Source organism: Streptomyces sp. NPDC055025 (assembly GCF_053608565.1).
Window position 1 is genome coordinate 234,270 of record NZ_JBSGVS010000001.1, and the last position, 23,253, is coordinate 257,522.

Annotated in this window: 11 protein-coding genes and 1 pseudogene; 6 read left to right on the forward strand and 6 right to left on the reverse strand. The window is 68.2% G+C overall.

The genetic code is table 11. The annotated features are described in order from the left end of the window. Positions 1-20 precede the first annotated feature (20 nt). From ACWGDX_RS00960 to ACWGDX_RS00975, 4 genes are all read right to left on the reverse strand, one after another. On the reverse strand, positions 21-1,970 hold the full coding sequence (locus ACWGDX_RS00960) for a hypothetical protein (protein WP_453620868.1): 1,950 nt from the start codon (positions 1,968-1,970) through the stop codon (positions 21-23). A 239-nt stretch (positions 1,971-2,209) separates the two neighbouring features. Then, positions 2,210-3,235 (reverse strand): hypothetical protein, encoded by a 1,026-nt coding sequence (locus ACWGDX_RS00965; RefSeq protein ID WP_453620870.1) that lies wholly within the window; start codon positions 3,233-3,235, stop codon positions 2,210-2,212. Between the two features lie 141 nt (positions 3,236-3,376). After that, positions 3,377-3,703: a hypothetical protein gene (locus ACWGDX_RS00970; protein WP_453620872.1), complete on the reverse strand. Its 327-nt coding sequence runs from the start codon at positions 3,701-3,703 to the stop codon at positions 3,377-3,379. A 1,782-nt stretch (positions 3,704-5,485) separates the two neighbouring features. After that, positions 5,486-5,809: a hypothetical protein gene (locus ACWGDX_RS00975; RefSeq protein ID WP_453620874.1), complete on the reverse strand. Its 324-nt coding sequence runs from the start codon at positions 5,807-5,809 to the stop codon at positions 5,486-5,488. A gap of 202 nt (positions 5,810-6,011) precedes the next feature. Here ACWGDX_RS00975 and ACWGDX_RS00980 point away from each other — a divergent pair. Beyond that, a pseudogene (locus ACWGDX_RS00980) lies at positions 6,012-7,034 on the forward strand (IS5 family transposase). On the opposite strand, the gene ACWGDX_RS00985 reads toward ACWGDX_RS00980, so the two are convergent. Both ACWGDX_RS00985 and ACWGDX_RS00990 read right to left on the reverse strand, forming a co-directional pair. Further along, positions 6,968-7,690 (reverse strand): helix-turn-helix domain-containing protein, encoded by a 723-nt coding sequence (locus ACWGDX_RS00985; protein ID WP_453620876.1) that lies wholly within the window; start codon positions 7,688-7,690, stop codon positions 6,968-6,970. The pseudogene ACWGDX_RS00980 and the gene ACWGDX_RS00985 overlap by 67 nt on opposite strands. 269 nt (positions 7,691-7,959) lie before the next feature. Then, positions 7,960-8,334: a helix-turn-helix domain-containing protein gene (locus ACWGDX_RS00990; protein ID WP_453621020.1), complete on the reverse strand. Its 375-nt coding sequence runs from the start codon at positions 8,332-8,334 to the stop codon at positions 7,960-7,962. A gap of 881 nt (positions 8,335-9,215) precedes the next feature. Here ACWGDX_RS00990 and ACWGDX_RS00995 point away from each other — a divergent pair. The 5 genes from ACWGDX_RS00995 to ACWGDX_RS01015 all read left to right on the forward strand — a co-directional run bounded on the left by ACWGDX_RS00995 (position 9,216) and on the right by ACWGDX_RS01015 (position 23,124). Next, positions 9,216-17,141 carry an RHS repeat-associated core domain-containing protein gene (locus tag ACWGDX_RS00995; protein WP_453621022.1) on the forward strand — a complete coding sequence of 2,642 codons (7,926 nt, stop codon included), beginning with the start codon at positions 9,216-9,218 and terminating at the stop codon, positions 17,139-17,141. 575 nt (positions 17,142-17,716) lie between these two features. Further along, positions 17,717-18,772, forward strand: coding sequence for a Dyp-type peroxidase (locus ACWGDX_RS01000; RefSeq protein ID WP_453620878.1), 1,056 nt, complete (start codon positions 17,717-17,719; stop codon positions 18,770-18,772). Between the two features lie 1,451 nt (positions 18,773-20,223). Beyond that, entirely contained in the window at positions 20,224-20,487 is a 264-nt protein-coding gene (locus ACWGDX_RS01005; RefSeq protein ID WP_453620880.1) for a helix-turn-helix transcriptional regulator, read from the forward strand. A 169-nt stretch (positions 20,488-20,656) separates the two neighbouring features. Further along, entirely contained in the window at positions 20,657-21,532 is an 876-nt protein-coding gene (locus tag ACWGDX_RS01010) for a DUF6083 domain-containing protein (RefSeq protein WP_453620882.1), read from the forward strand. Between the two features lie 134 nt (positions 21,533-21,666). After that, complete coding sequence (locus tag ACWGDX_RS01015) at positions 21,667-23,124, forward strand: UvrD-helicase domain-containing protein (protein ID WP_453621024.1); 1,458 nt, start codon at positions 21,667-21,669, stop codon at positions 23,122-23,124. Positions 23,125-23,253 lie beyond the last annotated feature (129 nt).

A 23,253-nucleotide genomic window follows, 5' to 3' on the forward strand; every position in this document is an offset into this window, starting at 1 on the left:
CTTTCTGCCGCTACGGGGGCTTATCGGCTGCTCGGCGGCTTCGGCCACGGGTCTCCCGCGGCGGCTGCGTCCAGCAGGTCGCCCAGACGCAGCCAGGCGGTGGGCCCGGAGCTGGTGGCGGGGCAGGCCGCGAAACGGTCCCAGGCGTCCTGGTCGGTGCCCAGGGCCTCGCGTACGGCTGTGACCACCGCAGGGTGCGCGGTTGCGTGGCGGTCGCCCCGGGCGCGCAAGGCCGACCAGGCCGGCAGGGCGCGCGCGAATGCCGGGCCGACCTCCGGACTGGCCAGGACCAGGTGGGTCCAGGCATCCCGCCAGGAAGGCCCGCCGCCGAGATCGGTGCGCAGGCGCTCGGTGAGGAGGCGCAGCACCGTGCCGGGGGAGCTGTGACGGCGCAGCACGCTGTCGAAGTCGTCGTGGGACCGGTAGCTGCCGGCGGCGCGGGAGAGGAGAGCTTTCTCCACGAGGGAATCGTCGCCGGCGTGCCGGTCCAGGTAGTCGCCCAGTTCCTGCGTCTGGACACGGGCCAGGTCGCGCACCGTCACCTCGTCGGGAGCTCCGAGCGCGGTCCGGCGGCGTTCCGCGCCGGTTACGGGGACAGGGTCGGCGAGAACACGTTCGATCGTGCTGAGGATCTCCTTGATCTCGCCTCGCTCGTCGTGACGTGGCTGGAGGCCGGGGTGAGCGTAGTTCAGCCGCTCGCGCGCGTCACGAATGAGGGGACGGACACCTGCCTTGACGTCCTCGGTGATGTTCGGAAGGCGCAGTACCAGGTCGCGGACCCAGGCAACCTCGCGCGCGGTGATCCCCCGAGAGCGCTCCGCGCGCTCCCAGTAGGGCAGGGCGCGGGCTGCGGTCTCGGCGAACCGCGTGGCGAGATCGGTGAGCAAAGCGGTGGAAGCCTGCCAATGGACAGGTTGGAAGCCGTCTTTGGCCTGCGCGGGGTTGAGGAGGTGGCGCCAGGTCCCTGAGGCCGCCTGCTGCACCCAGGTGACGGGGGCGTGACACCCCATGTCGAGCAGTGTGACGCTCTTGCGGCGCAGGGCATGACGCAAGAGCACCTGCTCGTCGTCCGCCAACGCGGACAGGTCCGTGGCGAAGTGCTCCAGGACCTCCTGCTCGTTTGATCCGGCGCGGACCATGCGGCACCCGCGGGCCAGCAGCACCTCGAAGGAGAAACGCCCGAGGTCGGCCTCGGCAAGTTCGGCCAGCAGCGCCGGCTCGACCGCCCAGGGCAGCCTGCCGAGCAACTCGTCGCGGATCGCCCGCTCGGCGTCGGTGCCGACAGCCCACCCTATGAGCTCCCGGTGACGCTGCGGGTGGCGCCCGAGCACCTGACGCCACATGCTCTGCCACGACTCGTAAGCCTGCCTGTACTGCTTCCACACGGCGTCGGCGTCGGATCCCTCGCCCGCCTTCCCTAGATCAGGCGCGGTGGGAAGCGTGTCCCGGGCGGCCTCGAACACCACAGTGTGCAACGGGCCCTGCCGCAGTACGGCCTGAGCCACAGTCGGCGCCTGAAGCAGCTGAGGAGTCATGGGCAGCGGTGCACCGCTGCGGGCACCCAGCTCCGCGGCGACCGCGGCGGCGAGGCATTCACCAGCACGTGGCCCTCCGAGCAAGCCCAACTGCTCATCGGTGCACTGTTCGAGCATCTTCTCCCGCAGGCCGGCCGTGCATGACGGGTGCTCAAGGGCAGTCGCGACCAGTGCTAGCCGCCCGCCGAAACCAGATGAGTCATCCCCGTCCTCCACGCCCGCCGCCACAGCTGTCTCCAGTAGCCACGATGACGCCTCCCGCGCATACGGACCCGACAGCAGAGCCTCCAGGAGAACTGACTGGCCATGCCGAGGCCGCACCGACTGGACCTGCTGCGCCGCCAGTTGCACCACAGGATCGTCTAGACCGCAGCCCGCCATAGCCGTGCGGAGGAAATCCACGGGAAGCACAGTGCTGAGCTCTTCGCCGGTCACGGGTTATTCTCCGTCGCTTCTTGTAGGGCTGTTTGCCTCGCATGCTGCCGTACGGCACTGACAGCGGCCACACCGACACCAGCACAGCCGACCTGCCGCGGTCCGCCGCCCTTGCCCCAAGACTTGGTGACGGAAGCGTCCATGCGCTCTTCGCTGAAGCATCCGGTCGCCGACTCCCCTCGCTCCCTCCGCGAGCCGCTGACTCTGACACGCATACGGCACGCGAGCGGCATCGCCGGCTAACGTCCGGGCCGGGTCCGGCACTCGAACGCGCCACGGCCCTCTCCGACAGAGTCGGTCGAGCACAGGGACCACAGACTGCGCAGACTGTCTACCAGCAGCTGGGCGGGACGCGCCCCCGCAGGGTGCGCCCGGCGCACGGTGGTCCACTCCACCAGCATGCGGCCCGCCCCACGGGCCATCGAGGGGGAGTTCACATCGAAGCGCCGGCAGCGCCCCTCCGTCGCCATGTGCCACATCGCGTCCAGAGCCTCTTTCACCTGTTCCCGCAGGGACCGCAGCTCCTTCTCGGTCACGGCCAAGAAGGTGTCAAGCCGCTCCGAGCCGGATGTTTCGCTCCGCTCTGCGAGCTGTTCGCTGTGGCAGTGCGCGGCGAGCAGCCACGCAGCGCGTGACTGCTCGGGCGGACCGGCGAACGCCATGGCCGCGCGCAGGTCCGCCATGAACACACTGTCGTGTGTCGGCAGGGCCGGCGCGTTCAGCCAGGTGAGCACCCCGCAGACACGTCCGTCGAGCTCGTGGCGCGATGCTGTCGCCAGGTCGCGGCGGCGCCGAAGGTTGTCCCTCATCTGCCGGACAGCCGCTTGGTTCTCCATATCCACAAAGGCTGCGGCCTCAGCCCAGTCGTACCAGGGCTCCTCCTGGCTGCGGTGCTTCGCTGGGATCCGCTGCAATGCCTCGTCCTTTCGCTCCCGGCCCTTGCTGTACTGGGGGAAATAGGCCGCAAGCAGGGCTGCGCGCACTGGATCGAAAGGCACCGGAACCTCATTGAAGAACGCCAGAAGCGCCAGGTCGTCGATGGATCTGCAGTGCGGAGCACATACCAGGAGCCCTGCGACAAGGGCGGCTGTCTGCGGTGGGTAGACCTTGGTGTCACCGATCTTCACCTGTGTATCCGGCCCAGGCCGGGGAATCAGTCCGGCCGTGCGCCACCGTTCCAGCTGGTAGGGACTCAGCTTCAGTCCGGATGCGGCTGTGATGCGGATCAAGTGGCCGTCTGCCGCGTTCGGTTGCGTTCTCACCATAAGTCCCAACGTACAAAAGGGCGTCGCGACGTCAGTGCAAGTGAGCGCGGGGAGCCGGGCGTTCATCGGCAGACCAGCCGAGGCTGTGCCCGTTGCGGATCAGAATGGGAGCGGATCGGCTGGGTGATTGTTCGCGGTGCGTCAGACCATAGGCCGGGCCTTGATGTTCGCCGTGACAGCGAGCGCCGCAATCTCACCAGCCACTTCACCGGAACTGAGGCGTGATTTTTTGAAGAGCACTCTGACCACCGACCAACTCGTGGCCTGGACAGCGTCGTGTACTTCCCGTGGCACCCGGGCACCCTGTTTGAACCCGCGACAGCGGCCTTCCTCAGCACCGTGGGCATCCCCGGCACGCGCCTGTTCAAGACGCGAGCCGACGTCGGCCTTGAGGATCCCGACCCCGTCGGGCTCGGTGTCCTCCTCGACCTCAAGGACGGCGGCTGCCCGGTCATCGGCGAGCGCCACGCCCGGATCGAGACGAGCCTGACGCCCCAGGAGGCCCCTGGCGCTGCTGGGGTGGCCGGCCCGGAAAGTTCGAGGTGACCGCTGAACGCCGAGGGCTGCCTCCCGGACCACTCGGACGATTCCCCCGGGCCGCCGTCGAGGCACCGGGTGAACAGCACCGCAGTACAGGACGCAGCGCCGGACAGCTGACCACCACCATCGCGCCGTCGCCGTGCAGTTGTGCGCCCGCGGCGAGGTGCCCGCAGGACCGGGAAGGAGGCGCCAGCTCCTGCCTCTTCCGGCAGATGCAGCCGCATCCCGATCGCCGGGGTGGTACCCCACGGATGCCTCGTAGACTTGATCGCCGTTCCCATCCGGGAGGACTTTTGGACAGACAGAGAAAAGGGCACCTCAGAGTGGACACGACAGTCACACAGGACAACGCGCCCATCTACGCCGACCTCGTCCGGGAACGGGGCGACGTTCCGGCAGATGCCCGGGACACAGCCGAGAAGACGTTGCGCACGATGGAGCAGGTTATGGACTTCAGCGCTGTGCGTGCGCGTAGGTCATGAGGGGCCGCGCACCGGGGTCGCTCGCGCACAGCGGGAGGGACGACGGGCTCCGGGAACGGTAAGCGGATACGCGCCCTTCTGGTGCCAGCCGGAACTGCAGAGCATGAGCGATACCTCGTGGGCGGCGGCCGCGAGGCGGCCGGGACGCGGTGCTGCAGGGCGGCGATCCCGTGAGGTGGCCAGCGGCCCGGCCAGCCAGGACATGTAAAGCAGAGACAGATGCCCAGTGCGCAGAACCCCTTGCCGACGGGGACACACCAATCCCCGCAACGGAGGGCGGCCTTCGGCCAGTTCGGGGCCCGCGGACCGTTCTGCGCGAGTTCTGCCGTCCGGCCCGGACAGAAGCGAACGCCCAGGATGAAGCGGCCGACCGTCCTCACGAGGGCGGAGGTACCTCCCGAATGAGGCCCAAGGCGTCCCCGAACCGCAAGGCCAACGACCGGCCACCATACGTATCCGCAAAGCCGCGGCAGATCGCTGGCTCGACACCTGCGGGCGCCGACCCCGGCAGCGTCGAGTGACACGTCACGTGCCCGTCGTCCGCCGCAGCATCGGCGACCATGTTCCGGCATCGTGCTCCGAAACGGGTTACCCGGCCGGAAGATGCAGGTCGAACACTGCTTGGACAGCGGCCGGATCTCGCCGGTCGCCTCATCGGCAACCGGAGCACAGGCCACCGTGCAGTCGTCGAACAAGTCGTCGGTCTCCCCCGGCATAGAGGTCATCATGCCCGATGCCCCGCACCGCCACCTGTTCGTCAGACCGGCGGTCCCGGACCGGGCCGTCCTCCGGGGCCGTCTCAGGACACCTGATCTCACGAATCACCGCTCGAAGCGGGCCCGGTGGAGTTCGCCCCGGTGGGACCGCCGGCGACCGCCATGGCCAGTCAGAACGACAAGGGGGCGCAGAACCCCGGCCGACGTGGACCTCCTTGACCGCTCAGACACGGCCAGCACGCGGCCAGAGATACACTGCGTCCCCCGCGGGTGGCCTCACGGAAGCATCACGGCACACAGGCCAGCAGTTCCAGATCCGCGTCGGACGCAGGCTCGTCATCGCACAGGACAGACGGCACCACGGCAGCTGTCCTCCTGCCGCACGAGTGCGGCGCCCGGCGCCGACGCTCCGGCAACTCCGCCCCGGCTGCCGGAGTCTGGGGCAATGTCCGCCACCATGCGGACGGTCGTCGCCGACGAGTTCCCGAGCCGTTTCCGGCGCCGTGAGAGGGTCAGGCCGCCGAAGTGAACAGTGTGAGCCGTTGCCTGATGCGCATTGCCTCTTGCGGCAGGGCGCACTCGGCGACGAAGGTCGCGGTTGGTTTCTCACGCACCAGGTCCATCCACGACCAGACTGTGTGCTCCTGGCCTACCTGGACGATCTCTTGAGGTCCCTTCGCGTCGACCGAGAAGTGAACCCCCACGATCTCGTCCTCCTGGGCTGTGACCAGGATCAGGTCTCGTTGCGCGTCCGCGATGAAGCGCATCACGGAGTGAGCTGATTCCTTCGGGCCGGCGATCAGGAGGACGTGCTGATCCGCGCCGTTCTTGACCAACGGCAGGTTCAGGGCGAACTGGGAAAAACTGAGGGCACCACCGCATCACCCCCTGTGAGGTGAATCACTGCCGACAGCCGGAGAAACGTGGGCGAGGTTCGGGGGGAGGATCCACCACCGCGTCTACGACCTAGGTTCTGTTTGGGGTTCGGATCTTTGCGAGGCTCGGTGGGGTGCTGGGTGTCGCTGGTAGAACTCGGTTGTGGCGCGTTTTGATGTGGCGGATGCCGAGTGGGCTTTGATCGAGCCGTATCTGCCGGTGGCGGCGACCGGGCCGTTGCCGCGGCGGGTGCGGGACCAGTTCAACGGGGTGCTGTGGCGGTTCCGCACCGGCAGTGGGTGGCATGACGTGCCGGAACGGTACGGGCCCTGGTCCACCGTCTGCTCCCGGTTCAACGGCTGGGCCGGGGCGGGTGTGTTCCAGGGCCTGATGGACGCGTTGATCGCCGGAGCGGCGGCCCGTGGACAGGTCGGCCTGGAGCTGGTGAGCGTGGACTCCACGATTGTGCGGGCGCATCAGGAGTCGGCGGGGCTCGCGGTGGCGGGAGAGACCCTGGACGCGCTGGAGCAGGCACTGACCGAGGAAAAGGGGGCTCCGCTTCCCCGGCAGCCGCCGGTGCTGCGGGTGATCAGGTCACGGCCGCTGCGGGCCCGAGCAGTTCAGGTGAGGCCCCGCAAGAGGATCGTGCCGCTACGCGCCGGCGCCGCAGGGCCAGGGCGGCTGCCGCCGGGCTCGGACGGTCCCGGGGCGGACTGAGCAGCAAGGTCCATGCGGCGGTCGACGCTGCCGGGATGCCGCCGGCGTTCGTCCTCACCCCCGGACAGGCGGCGGACTGCACGCAGTTCCGGACCGTGCCGGGCAAGATCCGCGTCCCCGGGCCTGCCGGCCGCCCGCGAACCCGGCCAGGCGCGGTGGCCGCGGACAGGGCCTACTCCTCCAGAGCCAACCGGACCTACTTACGTCGGCGCGGCATCCGCGCAGTCATCCCCCGACAAAATCGATCAAAGGGCCAACCGGAAGAAGAAGGGCTCCGCCGGAGGCCGACCCACCACCTATGACACCGAACGCTACAAACAGCGCAACACCATCGAACGCTGCTTCCAGAAGACCAAGACCTGGCGCGGTCTGGCCACACGCTACGACAAAGCTCCCGACAGCTACGAAGCCGGACTCCACCTCCGCGGATCAATCATGTGGCTGAAGCTCCTCACCACAACCACATGATCCGAACCCCAAACAGGTCCTAGGGCCGGCCGCAGGGCGGCGGCCAGGCGGACGGTGTCCTCCGAGAAGCCCCACCGGTGGCCGACCACGGCCCGCGAGTGGTCGTCGATGAACGCGAGGTACGTTTTCCTGCCCTCGACCATCGGCCCGTGTAGGGCGTCCCTGGTCCAGAGTTCGTTGGGTCCGTCGGCCTCGAACCGGCCGAAGACGGCGGGAGAGGCCGGGGCCTGCAAGGCGGTCAGGCCCTCGCGGACGATCATGCGCTGGATGGTGCGGTCGTCCGGCGCCCAGCCGAGCTGGGCGGCGATGATCCGTCGGATCTGCGCGGCCGACCTGGTCGGGTTCTCCTTCTTCAGCGAGGCAGCGAACTCCATCACCTCCGGAGGGGTGCGGGGCCGGGACTGCCGGGGCGAGGGCACCAGGGCGTCGAAGCCGCCCCGGCGCCATTCCATGATCCAGCGGTCCAGCGTCCACCGGGTGATCCGCACTGTCCGGCCGTCCGGATCGACATGGTTCACCGCCGCCAGGTCCCGCACCAGCGCGCCGCGCTGACGGCGCGACAGAGTCGGGTCGGCCGCTTCCCTGATCAGCATGTATCGGAACAGCCCGATCGCCTGGGCCCGTTCCAGCCGCGTCTGGTCTTCCTGTCCTGCCACCCGCCCACCAGTCTCTCGATCACGGCGTCGACAGACGCACGCGCAGAGGCTGACTGGAGTGACCGGCGTGGCGTCAGAGGCGACTCGTGTTGATCGTTTCCGCAGGCCAGGCGGGAGCCAGCAGTATCCCGCCCGTCACGGCGCAAGCCGCAAGCCAGGGCGACACCGTGCCGACGGCCGGCCACCTCGACGTCATCGACCACCAGGCCCCGACCACCGCGGCGACCGCGTCAGCGAAGACCGTGCCGGCCGTTCCGGGAGGCGTCGGGTCAACCCCGGCATCCACGAGCAACACCGTGAAGAACCGCCGCACCACCTCGGCCCGGGGCAGCGAACCGGCGCAGCCATCCCCGCACCGTCCCCACCGGCCGGCCGAGCTGTTCAGCGATCACCCGGACCCCGGCGCCGGACGCTTTCGCCGCCAGGGCCGCCCCGATCACCTCTGCCGTATCCGCTCGCCTGACCAGTGCGAACACCGGAAGGAGAACGTGCGGGATGCCACAGCTGACACACCTCGTCCGTCGCGGACGCACCACCGCCAACCCGCCGGTGCCGTCCCGCAGTACACGTGAACGTGCCCAGCCCCACCGGCTCAACAGGCCCTCGCATGCCGAGCAGATCAACTCGCCCGCAGCCAAACGCATTTCGACCCACGCCGGGTCGGCCTCTACCGTGAGCACAACGCCTCCGCGCGCTACACGGCCCTCCCGGCGCTCGGCCAAGAGATACCGGGAGGGCCTTTCGCGTGTCCTTCGTGGCGAGGTGCCGCCCCAAATCTGCACCTATCCGTCGGCAGGCACGCTTACCGATCTTGTCGGCATCAAGCTGCCCAAACTGCCGCACTCGTAGGCATTTTCAATGACGCTCAACACCCTACTCCGCACGCCATACCGCCCACCCGCCACGGCCGAACAAGAACGGCGCCGCAGCCGATGACACCCGCTGGATTCCTTCGTGTGGCCCGGTCCCGTCGTTTAAGGGCTCGCAGAAGAACAACGTGTCGCTTCCGATCCTTCGGCTCGTTGATTTGTTAAGGGAAAATCGAGGTGGGGCCAACTTGCCGCGATGGATCACCTCCGTGCCTCGTACGAGCGTGTTCCGCTGCTCGCAGGACGGCGCCCCGGGTCTGGAGCCGGCCGAGTACGGACTTCACTTCCTTGCCTAGGGCCCACACCCATCAGACTCCTGACGGGCCAGATGCCCGGCCTCTTCGCGTCAATAAATCCCTTATGGCTGGCTCGAGTGGTCTCCAGCAGGCTTGAGAGGCAGTCACCTCCAACTGCTTTGATCGGGTTGTACGGAGCTGACGGGGCAGGGGAAGGGGCTCGAGCTGGCCTGTGGGGGAGGTGCTCGCGCTCTTCTTCCGTGAACCGTGGGGGGCTTGATCTTGAACGTTGGCATGAACTCGCTTAATCGCGTGCTGTCGTGACCGGATGTATGTAGCTTGTGACAGTCCGCGTGGGAAGTGTGGGCGTCGTGGTTCTGGTGTGGCCATCTGGTGTTGCTCTGGGGAGGGCGCGTGCGTATGCACGGCGAGCGGTTCGGGGTAGGTCTGTCCGCGCGGTGGCGGTCGCTGACGGTCGGCGTGCTGGCGCTCGCCCTGTCGGCGGGCCTGGTCTCGGCGGAGGCGGCACCCGCCGATCCCGCGCCAACACCATCGGCCGCCACGAGAGGGCCGCAGGCTCCGCGGCCACCGGCACGGCCGGCTGACAGCCCGTCGGCCGCGGACGTACCCGTCGCCGCTGCGGCGACTGACAACGCTGTCTACGCGTACGACGCGGCCGGGCGTCTGGCCGGGGTGACCGATCCGGGTGGTGAGACGGCCCGCTACCGCTATGACGAGGCTGGCAACCGCCTGGGTGTCGACCGGTTCGCCTCCAGTCAGCTCTCGGTGCTCTCGCTGGTACCGGTACGGGCTGCCGCCGGGGCGACCGTAACCCTTTCCGGCACAGGCTTTTCCACCACCGCCGCCTCGAACTCGGTCTCGTTCGGGGGCAGCACGGCCGAGGTCGTGTCGGCGTCCGCGACACGCCTGAAGGTCAAGGTCCCGGCCGCGGCCGGAAACGGGAAGGTGTCGGTCACCGTCGCGGGCAGCACCGCGCAGTCCCCGGAGTCCTTCACCCTTGCCGCGCCCGCGCCGACGGTGACGAAGATCGAGCCCGCATCCGGATACGCCGGTACCCAGGTGGTCCTGACGGGCTCGGGGTTCGCGCCGGCCACGACCGACAACGTGGTGCGGTTCAACGGGGGGACCGTCGCGGAGATCACCGCCAGGTCCGGCAGCGCCCTGACCGTGGTGGTGCCGGTGGGTGCGGCTACCGGCCCCGTCGAAGTGTCCACGCCTGACGGCCTGACGACCTCGGCCACCGAATTCCGGGTCACGCGAGGCGATGGCGGAGGCGAGATCGAGTCGTCCGCGGAGACCTCCGTGACGGACGAGACCCCGCCGACGGTTTCGGTGACGACCCCCGGAAATCAGACGCAGGTGGTCTTCGAGGCGAACGCCGGCGACGACCTCAACTTCGGTTTCACGGAGTCGACATTCAACGCACTGGTCTCGGCGGGACTGAGAGATCCGCAGGGGCGTCGTCTGGATTCCTTCTCCTTTAACGGCCCGGTGGGCGACTGGGAGATGTCGGACCTGCCGGTCAGCGGTCAGTACGCGCTGGTCCTCGACCCCGGAGTGGGCAACATCGGTGCCATGAAGGTGACCGTGTCCAACCCCCGGCTGTCGGTGCTCGACGTCACCGGCCCCACAGTCGAGGCGGGGTTCACACGCATCGGACAGGATCATCTGCTCACGTTCCCTGCCCTGTTGGGGGACTCACTGAGCCTGGGCATCGACGCGACCGGACTGGGCAAGTCCGTGCGAGCGAATCTGTACGGGCCCAATGGCGCCGAGGTCGACAAGGTCTATGTCTCGGGGTCGAGGATCGGTGGACTGGACCTGGATGCCCTGACCCAGTCCGGTGTGTACACCCTCGTGCTCGATCCGGACGACGGGGCGCTGGGCACGGTGAAGGTGACGGCCTCGCGCTACGCGGACGTAGGAAGCCTCGATCCGACCGGTCCGGCGGTCGAACTCTCCATCGCCAGAAGCGGACAGGACGGCCGGGCACGTTTCTCGGCCGAGGCAGGCCAACGAGTCTCCCTCGGCGCGATGGCGACAGGCTTCGGCACGGGCACCCGGGTGGAGATCCACAAGCCGGACGCCGGTCTCCTCGACTACTTCCTCGTCCCGGACGGCGATCAGGATGAATGGGACAGCGACGCTCTCCCTGCGACGGGTACGTACACGATCGTCGTGAACCCGAGCAGCGCCATCGGTACCGGCAAGCTGACGATGACGCTGTCGCGGCCGTCGGCGTTCGCCGCGCTCTCCACCACGGGCACCCCGGTGTCCGCCGGCGTCACCAGGATCGGGCAGAACGCGGAGTCGACCTTCCAGGCGCAGGCGGGGGCCCGTCTTGCGCTCGGCGTCACCGCCAACACCTTCACCCAGTACGTCGACGTGACCGTGATCGCACCGTCCGGCGCGACGGTTGTCGACGGGGTGAACGTCACAGCCGGCGCTTCCACATCGATCCCTGTCCCCGCCGTGCCCGAGACGGGCGCCTATCAAGTGATCCTGGACCCGAACAAGGGCGCCGCAGGCACCCTTGTCCTGACGCTGTCCGCCGAGGCCCAGGTATCTCTCACGGCGGACGGAACGGAGACGCAGGTAACGGCGGACCGTGCCGGACAGCGCGTCAGCGCCACGTTCACCGCGCCGGACACCGCTGCCCTCGGCGTCGCAGTGACCGCGAACTCCATTCCGGAGTCCACGGAGATCAGGCTCGTCGGTCCGGCCGGCGGCACCGGCACCCTCGTAGGACGCGTGTCCAGCAAGGCATCCGCCGCCTACGATCTGCCGGATCTGACACCCGGAACCGCGTACTCCCTGGTACTCGAACCGGCCAAGGCCGCGACCGGAACCCTGACACTGTGGCTGTCGACATCGCTCCAGGTCGGCACCTTGTCAACCGGAACGCCCTCACTCACGGGGACCATCACCCGCCCCGGGCAGCAACTCGAATTCCTTGTCGACGCGGTGGCAGGTTATGGCGCCGCCGTTGTCTTCAGCGACACCACGCTCACCAAGACGTCTCCGCTCATCCATCGCACGCCGGCGGGCGATGAGGCAAACATCGGGTCCCTGGGCAAAGCAATGCTCGACGCCGATCTCCTCGCACCCCTGACGGCGGGTACGCACCGGGTGTTCGTACGCCCCGGTGAGCCGGTCACCGGTCTCACCAAGGCCACTCTGGTGCCGGACGCCGACGGCGGAGTCCTGGCAACCAACGGCACACGCAAAAGCGTCACCATTACGACGGCGGGCCAGAACGGGCACTACACGTTCGCCGGGACTCAGGGCCAGAAACTCACTCTCGGTCTGGACACACCACCGGGCTCCTGGTCCCTGTCCGTCTACGGCCCGGACGGCAAATGGCTTGTAAACAAACGCTCCATGACCACGACGGCTCTGACCTACGCGCTGCCCGCTCTTCCGGCCGACGGCGCCTATACCCTGTCGGTCAATCCCACCGCACTGAGGACCGGAGCCTTCAACCTCGGCCTGACCCCGGTCGCGGCGGTGCGCCCGGCCGGGACGCAGGCCGACAACGTGTCTGCGGAACGTCCCGCAAAAGCGGACAGGAGCGCCGACTCCGCGTCGCCGGAGGCCGGATCCGTACCGGCCGGGCCGGATGCCTGGCAGCCCGACAAGGAAAACCTGTCCGGCTTCGACTGGCTCATCCGCCGGGGCAAGGCACCCAAAGCCCCGACCATGCTGCGGGCCCCGCCCGGCTCGACCGCGCTGACAGGACGTGTGCTGAAGCTCGACGGCAAGCCGCTGGCGGGGGTCACGGTCTCCGCGGGCGGGAAGTCGGCGCGCACGGACGGACGGGGGAGGTTCCTGCTGGCCGGGCTCAGCTCGGAGGTAACCACCCTGACGGTGGACGGCGCGAGCGCCGACACCGAGCGGCGCCAGTACGGCCGGTTCGACATCCGTGTAAGCCCCAGGACGGGCCGGACCGTCGACCTGGGATTCCCAGTGTGGATGACGCCTCTCGACACGAAGCACACAGTGCGCTTCGCCGCCCCCGCGAAGACCGAGGTCGTACTGAAGACCCCCAAGATCCCGGGCCTCGAGGTACGGATTCCCCAGGGATCCGTGGTCCGGGACGAGAAGGGCCGAGCGGTCACGGAGCTGGGGATCACGGCGATCCCGATCGACCGGCCGCCGTTCCCGCTGCCGGACAATGGCGTAGTACCGGTGTTTTTCACCGTGCAGCCCGGCGGCACCTATGTGTTCCCCGAGGGCGCCCAGGTCATCTACCCGAACTACACGCGCGAAGCGCCGGGTACCCGGGTCGAGTTCATGGACTACGACCCGAAGAAGAAGGGCTGGTACGTCTACGGCCATGGCCAGGTGTCCCGGGACGGGCGTCAGGTCGTGCCGGACGCGAAAACACGGGTCTGGGCCTTCCACGGCGCGATGTTCAACATCGCCGATGTGATCCCCTGGGAAGACTCCTGGGTCAAAGACGTGGTCGACTGGCTGTCCGGTGACCCCGTCGAACTGTCCACCGGACTACTGACCGATTCCCGTACCGACCTCGCGGTCAACGACTCACGTGGATCGGTTGACATCACCCGGTCCTACTGGCAAGGCGACACGTACAAGCGGTCCTTCGGTATCGGCCGCGACCTCGCCTACAACGTCTTCCTGCATTCCGAGGAACAGTTCCAAGAAGTAGACATGTATCTGCCGGGCGGCGGCAAGGTCCACTTCGACCGCACCTCGGCCGGGACCAGTTATAACGACGCCGTCTACGAGCCGATCGACACGCCGTCGGCCTTCCGCGGTTCCAAGATGGTATGGAACAGACCCAGGGCCGGCTATGAGCTGAACTTCCGCGACGGCACGATGTGGTTTTTCCCTCAGTACTCCCCGCTCAAAGAGATCCGGGACCGGCACGGCAACACCACCAAGATCACCCGCCTGGACGACGGGCGGGGCCAAGTCACCCGGATCAGTTCGCCGGGCGGCCGGTGGCTGTCCCTGTCCTACGACACGGAGCACAGGGTCGTGGGAGCGAAGGACAACACCGGCCGTACCACGGGCTACACCTACGACAGTGCGGGCCGTCTCGAGACCGTGACCGACCCGGCGGGCAAGGTCAGTCGCTACACCTACGACGGCACCTCGAACCGCATCAAGACCGCTGTGGACGCACGCGGCATCACGTACATGAGCAACACCTTCGACGCGAACGGCCGGGTCAAGGAGCAGACACTCACCGAGGGCGCGAAGTACACCTTCGACTACACCACGAGCGGCACCGGCGCGGGCCGTGTCACCGCGGCGAGCGTGACGCAGCCGGGCGGTGCGGTCCGGCGGGTCGAGTTCGACGCGAACGGCTACGGCACCTCCGACACCCAGGCGTACGGCAGCACCCTTGCGCGCAAGACCGTCTACCAGCGCGGCTCGTACCACCGTATCGACGCCGTCACGGACCCCTACGGCCGTCGTACTGAGCTGGGTTACGACGTGAACGGCTATGTGACGTCGGTGAAGGAGCTGGCGGGCACGCCGCAGGCGCGTTCCTCCGGGGCCGCTATCTTCGACGGTCCCTTCGATCAGCCCACTGCGGTGACCGATCCGCTGGGCAAGACCACGCGGCTGGCCTACGGCGCCGACGGTGACCTGGACACCGTCACCGATCCGGAGAACCGGGTCACGGCCTTCACCCACACTGCCGACGGGCAGGTGGAGACGGTCACCGACGCGTCCGGCGCGGTCACCGAATACACCTATCAGCATGGCGAGTTGACCGTGGTCAAGGACGCGGAGGGTCGTAGGGCCGGCCAGTTCCTCGACGCGGCGGGCCGGCCGGTGGTGACGACGGACGAGGCCGGCGCGCGCACCACGGTCACCTACGACGCTCTCAACCAGGCGCGGAAGGCCACCGATCCGCTCGGCCGGGCGATCACTCTGGACTACGACGACAACGGCAACCTCACCACCCTCACCGACGCCCGGAACAACACCACCACCTGGGCCTACGACACGGCGGACCGCCCGAAGTCAGCCACCGACCCCCTCGGCGCCCAGGCGCTGTTCGCCTACGACCCGGCCGGTCAGCTGGCCAGGGTCACCAGCCGGACAGGCCAGGTCGCCACCGCCGAGTACGACCTGCTGGGCCGGGCCAAGAACGCCAAGTACGGGGTTGACCTTGCCGGGCAGGCGGAGTCCACGACGACATACGCGTACGACAGCGTCGACCTGCCCAAGACTGTCACCGACACTGCGGCGGGAACCCAGTCCTTCACCTATGACGCGTACGACCGCACGAAGACCGTCACGGGCCCGACCGGCACGGTGGGCTACGACTACGACGCCGCGGACCGCCGTACGGAGATGACGGCCGGCGGGACGGCGACGCGCTACGGCTACGACACCTCCGGCATCCTCACCTCGGTCACCACCGGCGGCCAGGCGGTCACCTTCGGCCTGGACGCGGTGGGCCGGGAGAAGACCGCGTCCCTGCCCGGTGGCTTCACCCGCACCACCGGCTACGACAAGACCGGCTGGACGACCGGCATCGCCTACACCCGCGGCGCTGTCTCCGTCGGTGATCTGGCCTACACACGCGACGAACGCGGTCTCCAGACCGGACTGACCGGCAGCCTCGCGAGCGTCGCCCTCCCCGCTGCCGAAACGGGAGCGGTGTTCGGCAAGGACAACCGGCTCACCACCTTCAACGGCCGCTCCTTCACCTACGACGCCGAAGGCCAGCTCACCTCCGACGGCAAGCGCACCTACGACTGGAACGCACGCGGTGAACTGACCGGCCTCACCGAGACCGGCGGACGTGCCAGCACGTTCGCGTACGACACGCTCGGCACCCGTACCGGCACCACGCTCGGCGGCACGACCCGCAAGTTCCTCACCGACGGCTCCAACCCGCTGGCCGAACAGTCCGCCACGGGCGAGACCACCGCCACGGTCGCCGCCTCGGGCCTGGACCAGTACCTCACCCGAACCGAGAACGGCCGGACGCAGGTCTATCTCACCGACGCCCTCGGCACGGTCGTCGGCCTGGCCGATCCCGATGGCACGGTCGCCACCCGTTACACCTACGACCCCTACGGCCAGCCCACGGCATCCGGCGCCGCGTCCACCAACCCGTACACCTTCACCGGCCGCGAGAACGACGGCACCGGCCTGCTCTACTACCGCAACCGCTACTACGACCCCGAAACCGGCCGCTTCATCTCCCAGGACCCCATCGGCCACGCCGGCGGCCCCAACCTCTACCAGTACGCACTCAGCTCCCCGACGACCTACACCGACCCCTCGGGCAACAACCCACTGCTCGCGGCCTGCGCGGGCGGCGCGCTGTTCGACGGCGCGATGGACTGGGGTCTCCAGCTCCTGTCCGGCCGCAAGGTCAACTGGGGCCAGGTCGGCCGAGCCGCGGCGACGGGCTGCGCCTTCGGGCTGGTCGGGTTCGGAATCGGGAAGTTCCTCCGCCCGTGCAACAGCTTCACGCCGGACACCCCGGTCCTGATGGCGGACGGCACCCGCAAGGCCATCAAGGATGTCAGGATCGGCGACAAGGTCCTGGCGACGGACCCGGAGACGGGCGAGAGCGGCGCCAGAGAGGTGACGGCCCTCATCGAGGGCACGGGCGACAAGACCCTGGTCGACATCACGATCGACGACGGCTCCGGCTCCGCCAAACTCACTGCCACGGACGGCCACCCCTTCTGGGTCCCGGACCTGCGCGAGTGGGTCGAAGCAGCGAAGCTCCAGCCGGGCCAGTGGCTCCAGACAAGCACAGGCACCTGGACCCAGATCACCGCGGTCAGTTCCCACACCCAGAAAGCCAGCGTCAACAACCTCACGGTCGCGGACCTTCACACGTACTACGCACTGGCGGGCGCCACTCCGGTCCTTGTCCACAACTGCGGCGGAACCTTCTCTCTCGGTAACAGGAAGTGGGAGAATAGTTACGGCGGCGACCTGGCCACGCAGGGTGTTGAAGCGACACTGGACAGGGATGGCGTACTGGAGATGGTGGTGCGTGCACCCGGGGGCGTTTCTGGACTCCCCAGAGGTTCAGCAATGGTCACGGGCGCGATTAACGCCTTCCAAGGTATAGGCAGGAAGGTCAACGGAATCCGCGGGGTTTGGAATGCGGGACCGTTGGGCGATAATTTGAACTCTCTCAACGCTGCCGTGCGCGGCGGGATGAGTCCTCAAGATGCTATCTGGGAGACATTCACTGGAAAGTTTGCCCGAAGGAACGGATTTACGGAGGCGTCGATCGACTGGGACAGTGCGGCGGGTGGTCTCGGGAATCATACGGAATTCGTTGTGAACTTCATGCGTCCCGGGAGTTGAAATGGGTCCAGAGGAATACAGGGCAAAGAAAGAGAAAGTTGCTCGAACCCTTCAAGCGTGCTGGATGCGCGACGGATCGATCATCGGTGTCCTGCATCTGCTGGTGTCGGAGCTCGGTCCGAGAGATGACCTCGGGGCTATTGCATTCGGTGTAGTTGGCTGTATGCATGACGCATTTGACATGTCGCTAGGGGAAGCGAAGAGAATCTCGCGATGGCATGCAATCGGAGGGGATCTCTCGGATTTGGAGATCGAACGGCGAATCGGCACTCTGGTGCCTCGCGAACTGGAATCCTGAAACCTGATTCTTTTCCTCGCTGAAAAGTTGAGATCTCGTGGAAATTTCGGTGAGGCTCTCCACTTTTTCTGACGGGCGGCTGAATTGAGTCGCGATAGAGGATCGCATCGCAGGATATTCGAGGGCCGCGAAGGTGCAGCCTGGAGCCAGTATCGCCCGAGATCAGAAATCGAGGTGATTGCGATGGCTGCCGTGTGCAGGCACGAAGTGTTGTCGTAGTACGGTTGCTCGTTCCTCCGTGGTCGAGTCCGTTGCCGTGTTTCCGTGGGGGAAGTTGATGCGACGCAGGGCGCTGGTGGCGGGGTCCTCGGTGGTTGGGCTGGGGATTGGGGGCGGGGCCGTTTACGCGTTCGGGCGGCGGGGCGCGGATGCGGAGAGCGTTGCGACTCGGTTGCCTGGGCCGCTTCTGGGGGATGGGCCGCCGGGGCGGGTTGCGGTGGTCGCTTTGGACCGGGAAGCGTCCGCGGAGCTTCGGGTGCTTGCTCATGCGGTGGCCTCTGTGCAGACGGAAAACTTGACCGCCGCCTTGGCCCTGGGGAGCGGGGTGTTCGGGGTGGGCGGTCGGCCGCCCCGGCTGCTTCGGCCCATGCCGTCCTTCGCGGGCGATTTGCTGGATCCCACTCAGTCTCATGGTGATGTGCTGGTCCAGGTGGCTGGGGAGCGGGCCGGCGATACAGCAGAAGCCATGGATCGGCTCCTACGCGTCGCCACCGGGTGGCGGGTGCGGTGGCGGGTTGAGGGGTTTCGCGCTGCCAATCGCGTTGAGGGTGGGCGTGGGCTGGCTCGTAATCCGTTTCATTTCACCGAGGGGTTCGGGAATCCGGCCGGGGAGCGCGAGACCGCCGAGCGGGCTCTCGTACGGGCCGGGCAGGGCGAGCCCCAGTGGGCTGTGGGTGGGAGTTATCAGGTCGTACGGATCATCCGGTTCGCGACCGAGTTGTGGGACAAGGATTCCGTGCACGAGCAGGAGCGCATCATCGGGCGGCGGCGTGACGGGCGGTGGCTTGATGGGGCGCCGGTCGGCGAGGAGCCGAACTTCGCCGCCGATCCCAAAGGTCGGCTCACCCCGCTCGACTCGCATGTACGGCTCGCCGCGCCCGATCGCCGCAATCCGCCTCCCCTCGTGCGCCGCAGCTGCAGCTATGACCGGGGCGACGGGGACACCGGGCTGGTCTTCTCCTGCTTTCAGCGGGACCTCGCCCAGGGGTTCGAGGCCGTACAGAAGCGGCTTGAGAGTGAGGCGATGGCCAAGTACCTGCTCACTACCGGTGGCGGCTACTTCTTCGTACCCCCGCCCGGTGACGCCTGGCTCGATGCTGTCGCGCCGGTCTGACAGCTCTGTGGAGAGCACGCTGCCTACGCGCAGATGCCGTGCTGCCCTGGTACTCGTATGAAGTCGTTCACCGTCGTTCTCACGTTTTCTCAGAGCTGCTGGGCGGAACAGGACGGACTTCCGCTGGCCGGAGGAACGAGTGCCAGGCCACGGTACTGGCCTTTGCCGCCTTCTTGGCGCGCACCGCCCGGTGGCCGGTGCGCTTCAGCCGGGCTGGTCGTCAGCGCAGGAACTAGTCTCCACGCCAGTTCCTCTGATCCAGGGGCGATCCGCCAGGCGGCGACGAAACCCGTCTCGGCGAGATGGCTGAGCGTGCGGGGCACCTCCCGCGGAGGCAGGCCGCACATCCGGCCCAACTCGCCCCGCCCTGCCAGCCCCTCCGGGTTTCCTGCGGGCGTGTGGGCAGCGAGGGCGAGGGCGGCCAGGCGCCCGGCTGCGTCGAGACGGCGCAAACGGTGTGTACAGGACATACGCAGAGCCCAGTCGGCGGCCTGCATTCGCTTGGTCCGGCTGAGAGACCGAGAAGGCACGGTCGGATCGAGGAGCCGCACACTGGTTCTGCGCGACGCTGCATGGTTGATGGCGGGCAGCCGGTGGAGCCAGTGAGCCTGTTCGAGGTCCTGCCACGGCGTGGGATCGCCGGCGAGCCGCAGTCCGCGTAGCAGCCCGGCCGGCAGGTGAACCAGGCCGCAGCTGTCCGTGCGCAGAGCGCACTGCAGTGCGAGGAGGCGTGCCTCGGGGCCCGTCTCATGGGGCAAGGCAGCGGCGAGGTGGCTCAGTATGGCGCGGACCCGCGCCCGTGTACCTGAGGCGCATGCTTGCTGGGCCCAGTCCTTCGGAGATACCGACGTATCCGTCGGCCGGGTTTCTTCCGCCCCTGCCAGCAGGATGTCGGGGACGACAGCCGCGTGCGGTGTGGCACCCGCGCATGCGGCGCAGACGTCGGCGAGCCGCCAAATCCGTCCGCTGCGTTCGCAGGTGAGGACGAGGAGGACTGGGCCGGTGCAGCCGCGGTGGCGGGGATGCCAGTGGCAGCGGAACTCATGGCACTGACAGGTCCGAAGATAAGCAGGCAGAGTATCGCGGCGTGCGTGCTGAGCCAGATGAGACAGCGCCGCGGACCTGCTGGAGGCACCGGGCGGAAATGGTGAGTCCGCCGGGCACTGAGTGCAGACGAGTGCCAGTCCGTCGTGGTGGGGGCGTAGTTCGACGGTCCAGGTGCGTCGCGTCGGCGTGGGTGTGGTGCGCAGCCTCATGGAGCGCGTATTCCTCCTGCCTGAGCCGCGCCAGTACCGACTCCCGCTCCCGGTCCCCGCCGGGGCGGGGGAGAGAGGGGTGATGGCGGCACACCGTAGTGCAGACCCCTGCCCCCTTGCTCGGTCGGGCCACCCGCGCAAATAGGGCAGAGGTCTGCACTGACGGGGCAGGGGTCTGCACCTTCGGATGGGAAGGTGACGATCTTCCCGCCCGACCCCAACCTTGACGCGCTGCGCCTGGAGCTGTCGCGCCTTCGGGGCGAGCGCGGATGGACCTACGACGAACTCGCCAGCCGCAGCGGCCTGTCCAGGCGCACGCTGATCGAGATCGAGCAGGGCCGCACCATCGGATCCCTGCCCACCTGGCATGCCCTTGCCCACGCCCTCGGTGCCCCGCTCGACGAACTCTTCGGCACCCTCTGCAACGGCCACACCCCACCCGGAAAACAGACCGGCTGAACCGGCCTCACCCGGCCGCGGCGCCCGCAGGCAGATCACCCCTACCAGCGACGCAAACCGAACACAGCAACTGCTCATCGCACACGTGTAGCCGTCAAGGGGGCCGTCCGGGGGACAGGCGCGGCCGTGACGCCCTGATGACGGCGCGGCTGCTGGCACGGTCCCCGTCATGCACTCCACACCCGCACCGGCCGGCCGTCACTGGGACGGCACCTGTACCCATGTGCGCCGGGCCCGTTCCCTGGGCATTGCGCCGACCAGCGCCAGCCGTCTCCTGCGTGCCGGCCAGAACAGGCACTGCACCGCCTGCGGCAACCTGGTCGAGCGGTACGACCGCACCGGCCACCCGCCCATCGGTCTCCATCCCCACGAACTCGCCGTAACCGCAGTCCCCCTGACGTGCCGCTGGCACGTCAGCTCCGGCATCGCCCACCCCGCCGGCGACGGCACCCCCTGGTGCCGTATCCCGCACCGGCTGCTCTGCCCCGCCCGTACCACTCCCGCAGCACTGACACCCCAGCTGACGGGACTACGGCGCCACCTCGCCCTGCGCACCCGGCGTCTCACCGACAGCGGCGCCTTCACCCCCGCCTCCGCCCAGCCCCAGCCGACCGAGCCCGCCACCACACCCGACGCATGCCAACCGATCCGGCCTGTCATGCAACTCCTTTACGGCCGCTACCTTGCCGCCTGTCCGGTTGAGGACATCCAGTGCGTCGCCCAGACCCGCAGGCGCCACCGTTGTACCCGCCCCGTCCTCGATCCCGCCGCGCCGGGAACCTGGATCCTCCTGCCCACCGGTCCGGCTACCGGACAACGAGCCCTCCCCGACGTGTTCATCGCCGTCTATGACCTCAGCCCGCTCCCTTATGCAGAGCAGCTGCGCTGGCGCACCCAGCGCTGCCCCAGCCACGTCGCCACCCCGGCTGCCGCCGACCTGGTCCGGGCCGACTGGGAAGTTTTCGACCCGCTCCTGCACCACCAGCACACCGCCCCCCGCCTGCCGGCCACCACCCGGCACCGCCTCCGGCGGAGGCAGGCATGAGCGCCCCCTCGTACAGGAGAGGCAACAGCGGCCTCCCCTCGGCCGAGCACCCTCTCCACCGTCCCGGACACCACGCCCGTGGCAACTCACCAGCGCAGCCCCACCCTGCCCCACAACAGCACACACAGGTATCGCTGAAACCGACCGATGAACAAGCGGCAGCAGCAGAGGCCTTTGGCGCCGGTGACCATCTGGTCCTCCAGGCAGGCGCTGGTACTGGCAAAACCAGCACTCTCGCCCTCCTCGCAGCTTCCACTCCGCGCCGCGGCCGTTACATTGCCTTCGACCGGTCCATCGCCCGTGATGCCGCTACCCGCTTCCCCCGCACTGTCATCTGCAAGACCGCCCACGCCCTTGCCTTCGCCGCAACTGGTCATCGCTATGCCCGCCGCCTGGGCGGTCCACGCCAGCCAGGCTGGAAGACCGGCCAGGCCCTCGGCATCATCAAACCCGTCCGCATCGGCCGTCAGGAGATCTCCCACAGGGCCCTCTCCCACGCCGTCCTGCGCACGGTGACCCGCTACTGCCACTCGGCTGACCACACCCTCGCCCCCCACCACGTCCCACGTCTGCGCGGGCTTGAAGGAGACGCTGCGCACGTCGAACTGGCGCACATCGTTCTGCCCTTCGCGCGCAAGGCATGGGCCGATCTCCAGCAGCCCGACGCGGGTGTTGTCCGCTTCGAGCACGACCACTACCTGAAGATCTGGGCCCTGACCGAACCCAGAATCGACGCCGACTTCCTCCTGCTCGACGAAGCCCAGGACACCAACCCCGTTCTCGAACAGGTCTTCACGGCCCAGCGCATCCACGCCCAGCTCGTCATGGTCGGGGACTCCGCCCAGGCCATCTACGGATGGCGCGGCGCCCGCGACATCATGACCGGCTTCGACGGCACCCACCTGACGCTGTCGCAGTCCTTTCGCTTCGGCCCCCGCCTTGCTGAAGAAGCCAACCGCTGGCTGAGGATCGCGGACGCCCCGATCCGCCTCACCGGCACCGCCGCCGTCCCGACCGAGCTCAGTCCCATTGCCCAGCCCGATGCCGTGCTGTGCCGGACCAACATGGGCGCGATCACCGAAGTCATGAAACACCTCTCGGCCGGCCGCCGCGTGGCCCTGACCGGAGGGGGCGAAAGCCTGCGTGCCCTTGCCCAAGCCGCCCGGGACCTGAAAGAAGGACGCCGCACCTGGCACCCGGAACTCACTCTCTTCCCCACCTGGGGGGAACTGCAGGACTACGCCGGCCGCGACCCCGCCGGCCGCGACCTGCGCCCGTTCGTCGACCTCATCGACCAGCACGGCACCGACGCCCTCCTTGCCGCAGTCGACCAGCTCGCCCACGAAGAGCAGACCGATGTCACCGTCTCCACCGCGCACAAAGCAAAAGGCCGGGAATGGCCCAACGTGAAGATCGCAGACGACTTCACCCCACCCAAAGACACCGACCAGCACGACGACACCGGCCGCCCCATCCCCGGACCCATCGACGACACCGAGGCACGCCTCGCCTACGTCGCCGTCACCCGCGCCCGCAACTGCCTCGACATCGGCGGCCTCTCCTGGATCAACGATCACCCCGACGGCTCGTAGCCCACCCGCGGCCCGGGCCAGGGCTTCCCGTTCCGCCGGGTCGACCGACAGACTCCAGCTCGCCTTGGCGGATACCCAGTCCGCCACGTACTGGCAGCGAGAAGGGCGCTGGCTGCCGTCCTGCCCAAC

Coding starts and splice junctions, on each gene's coding strand:
- ACWGDX_RS00995 (WP_453621022.1), top strand. CDS start 9,216: ATGCACGGCGAGCGGTTCGGGGTAGGTCTGTCCGCGCGGTGGCGGTCG.
- ACWGDX_RS00990 (WP_453621020.1), bottom strand. CDS start 8,334: ATGCGTTTGGCTGCGGGCGAGTTGATCTGCTCGGCATGCGAGGGCCTG.
- ACWGDX_RS01010 (WP_453620882.1), top strand. CDS start 20,657: ATGCACTCCACACCCGCACCGGCCGGCCGTCACTGGGACGGCACCTGT.
- ACWGDX_RS00965 (WP_453620870.1), bottom strand. CDS start 3,235: ATGGTGAGAACGCAACCGAACGCGGCAGACGGCCACTTGATCCGCATC.
- ACWGDX_RS01000 (WP_453620878.1), top strand. CDS start 17,717: ATGCGACGCAGGGCGCTGGTGGCGGGGTCCTCGGTGGTTGGGCTGGGG.